Raw genomic sequence first — 2,322 nt, 5'->3', positions numbered from 1 at the left:
CCGCCGAGAGCAGCCGCAACGCGGTACGGCTGGGCGCGCTGACCGGTGTGCTGGAACTGGTGAATTTCATCAACCTGCTGGCCAAGTCGGACAAGCAGGCGCGCGATTACGGCAGCCTGGTGGCTTCGGGCGCCTCGCTGGTGTCGGTGTACAGCAGCATGGCCGAGAAGTTGAGCAAGGAGTTCTTCGGCGAGGCCAGCCGCAGCGTGGCGAAGATGAAGGCCATCGGTGGGTGGCTGGGTGGGTTTGGTACGTATATTGGGGTTTATTATGATGCTGGGGATGTCCGTGAGAACTTTAAGAAGCAGAATTACGGCATGTTCGTTATCTCTCTCTTGAAGTCGCTTGCAGGGGGTGCTGTCGGGGCGGCACAGTTCTTAACTGCATTAGCTTATTCGAGCCCTGTGCTTGAGAAGGCTATTGGTCGCAGAGGTTTAGTAATCTGGTTAGATGGACTTAAAGCTGGATTGCAAGCAGCAGCTGTTAAAGAGGGAGAGTCCGTATTAGCTAAAGCTTCCATGAAAAGAATAGGTGTGTGGATACTTCGACTTGGCGGTTGGGAGGTTACGATAGCGCTACTGGCAATCGATTTGCTTGTTTATATAGTTGAGCCAGATGAGTTGGAGAAATGGTGCGAGAGTAATCGTTTTGGCAAAACTAGCGAGGGTGGCTGGTTTGGCTTCGGTGCTAGTGCGCCGCACTATAAGACGCTGAAGGAGCAAGACGAGGGCTTCCAGAAATCAATAAGCCAAGTTACGGTTCGTCAAGCCTAAAGGCTTTCATAGGAAAGATAATTAATGGAAAGCGGAGATTGTGCTAAGGTATTAACCGGAACCTTGAGTAACGTCAAAGTGGAAAATACAGTTTCGGACGTTTTCTTTCGCACGGGTGATCGTGAGGGCATTGCAGCTACGGGTGTGGCTGCTGCAGCACTAGGCGAAAGCGGTCTCGCTGCAGGCATGGCGGCAATGTCGACGGAAGAAATGAAAGATCAAGTGTGTTTGGTCAGTTTCGATCTGGATGGAAAGCATGTGGAAGGTATGCTTTGGAATTGGCCATTCAAGGATGGCGATGAGGTACAAGCAGTTGTAGAACCGGGAGTATCTGGAAATTATATAGGATTTGCCGTATTGGATCCCAAGGAAAGGATTGTTGCGTTATATCCGCATGTGTCTGCTGGTGCAGCAGCACATTGGAAGAATGTGGCAAAGTACGTTGCCTATGCAGCTCTTATTTTAAATATGGTATTGGTATTGTTTATGTTTTTATTATATGTAACTACAGATGGTGGTAGTTTGGATTTTTTGCTTAAGGCCGGCGGGATGACAATGCTCTGCGTACTCGCGTTGTGCGCGTGGGTTGGTTATCGCCTAGGTAATCGTTTTGCGCCTTTTATCGAGATGGCGGAGCCCATCTTCACTCTCTTGGGCTGGAAAGACGTTAAGAACATCAATCTTAGAAAAATTACTAAGCTTAAGAAGAAGCCCGCCGACCCCCCAGCTATGGGAGACAGTTACTTTCGTTATTAAATATCGAAGAGCAGGCATGCAGTTTAAATGACGAGGAGCAAGGTTTAATGGACCAGAATTCTAATGCGCATTTCAAGGTGCTGAGCGGCACGCTTCGCAACGTCATTGTCACCAATACTACGTCGGAAACGTTATTTCGTGAAGGCGAAGGCGAACGAGACGAAATGGCCACCGCGTGTTTGGCCGCCATGCCGATGGAAGATAAGAGTGAGCCTGTATGCCAAGTGAGTTTTGAACTGGATGGCAAAAACGTAGTAGCACTACTTTGGAATTGGCCTTTCAAGGAGGGGGATGAGGTAAAGGCAGTTGTGGAGCCAGTAAAAGGTTTCGGTTACATCGCCTTCGCTGTTTTGGATACTAAAGAAAATATCATTGTTCTGTACCCGCATGTTTCGATGGGAAGGGGGCGCGCGCATTGGGTGCATGTATATAAAAAAGCAATTATCCGCACTTGCAGTATAAATCTTTGGGCCTTTATGGCAGTATTTGTTTTATATTGGTTGGTTGACACTGCCGAATTCAAGAAATTATTGATTGCTGGATTGATATGGTTTCTTGTGATCTTTATTATGTGCGTTAGGTTTGGCTATAAATCAGGCTATCGCTTCACACCTTTCGTCGAAATGGCTGAGAATATTTTCACCGCATTAGGTTGGAGAGATGTCAGGGACATCAACCTGCAAAACACCACCAAAGCCAAGAAAAAGCCGAACGATCCGCCTGCAATGGGTGAAAGCTACTTCCGCTACTGATGATCCGAGACAGGGTGAACCGGTATCTGAGTTGTCTGGCC

At 48.1% G+C, this 2,322-nt stretch carries 2 protein-coding genes and 1 pseudogene; all 3 read left to right on the top strand.

Translation table 11 applies throughout. The annotated features are described in order from the left end of the window. Window positions 1-773 (top strand): annotated as a pseudogene (locus XBLMG947_RS20850) (T6SS effector BTH_I2691 family protein); the annotation flags it as partial. A gap of 24 nt (window positions 774-797) precedes the next feature. After that, window positions 798-1,529, top strand: coding sequence for a putative type VI secretion system effector (locus XBLMG947_RS20845; protein ID WP_065470410.1), 732 nt, complete (start codon window positions 798-800; stop codon window positions 1,527-1,529). Between the two features lie 47 nt (window positions 1,530-1,576). Continuing rightward, entirely contained in the window at window positions 1,577-2,281 is a 705-nt protein-coding gene (locus XBLMG947_RS20840; RefSeq protein WP_065470409.1) for a putative type VI secretion system effector, read from the top strand. Window positions 2,282-2,322 lie beyond the last annotated feature (41 nt).

Origin of the sequence: Xanthomonas bromi, assembly GCF_900092025.1 — a bacterium.
Classification (GTDB): Bacteria; Pseudomonadota; Gammaproteobacteria; order Xanthomonadales; family Xanthomonadaceae; genus Xanthomonas; species Xanthomonas bromi.
Note: the sequence above shows the minus strand (reverse complement) of the source record. Positions and strands in the feature narration are given on the sequence as shown.

What these genes read in the sequence shown, in the direction of transcription:
- XBLMG947_RS20840 (WP_065470409.1), top strand. Translation starts at nt 1,577, where the DNA reads ATGGACCAGAATTCTAATGCGCATTTCAAGGTGCTGAGCGGCACGCTT.
- XBLMG947_RS20845 (WP_065470410.1), top strand. Translation starts at nt 798, where the DNA reads ATGGAAAGCGGAGATTGTGCTAAGGTATTAACCGGAACCTTGAGTAAC.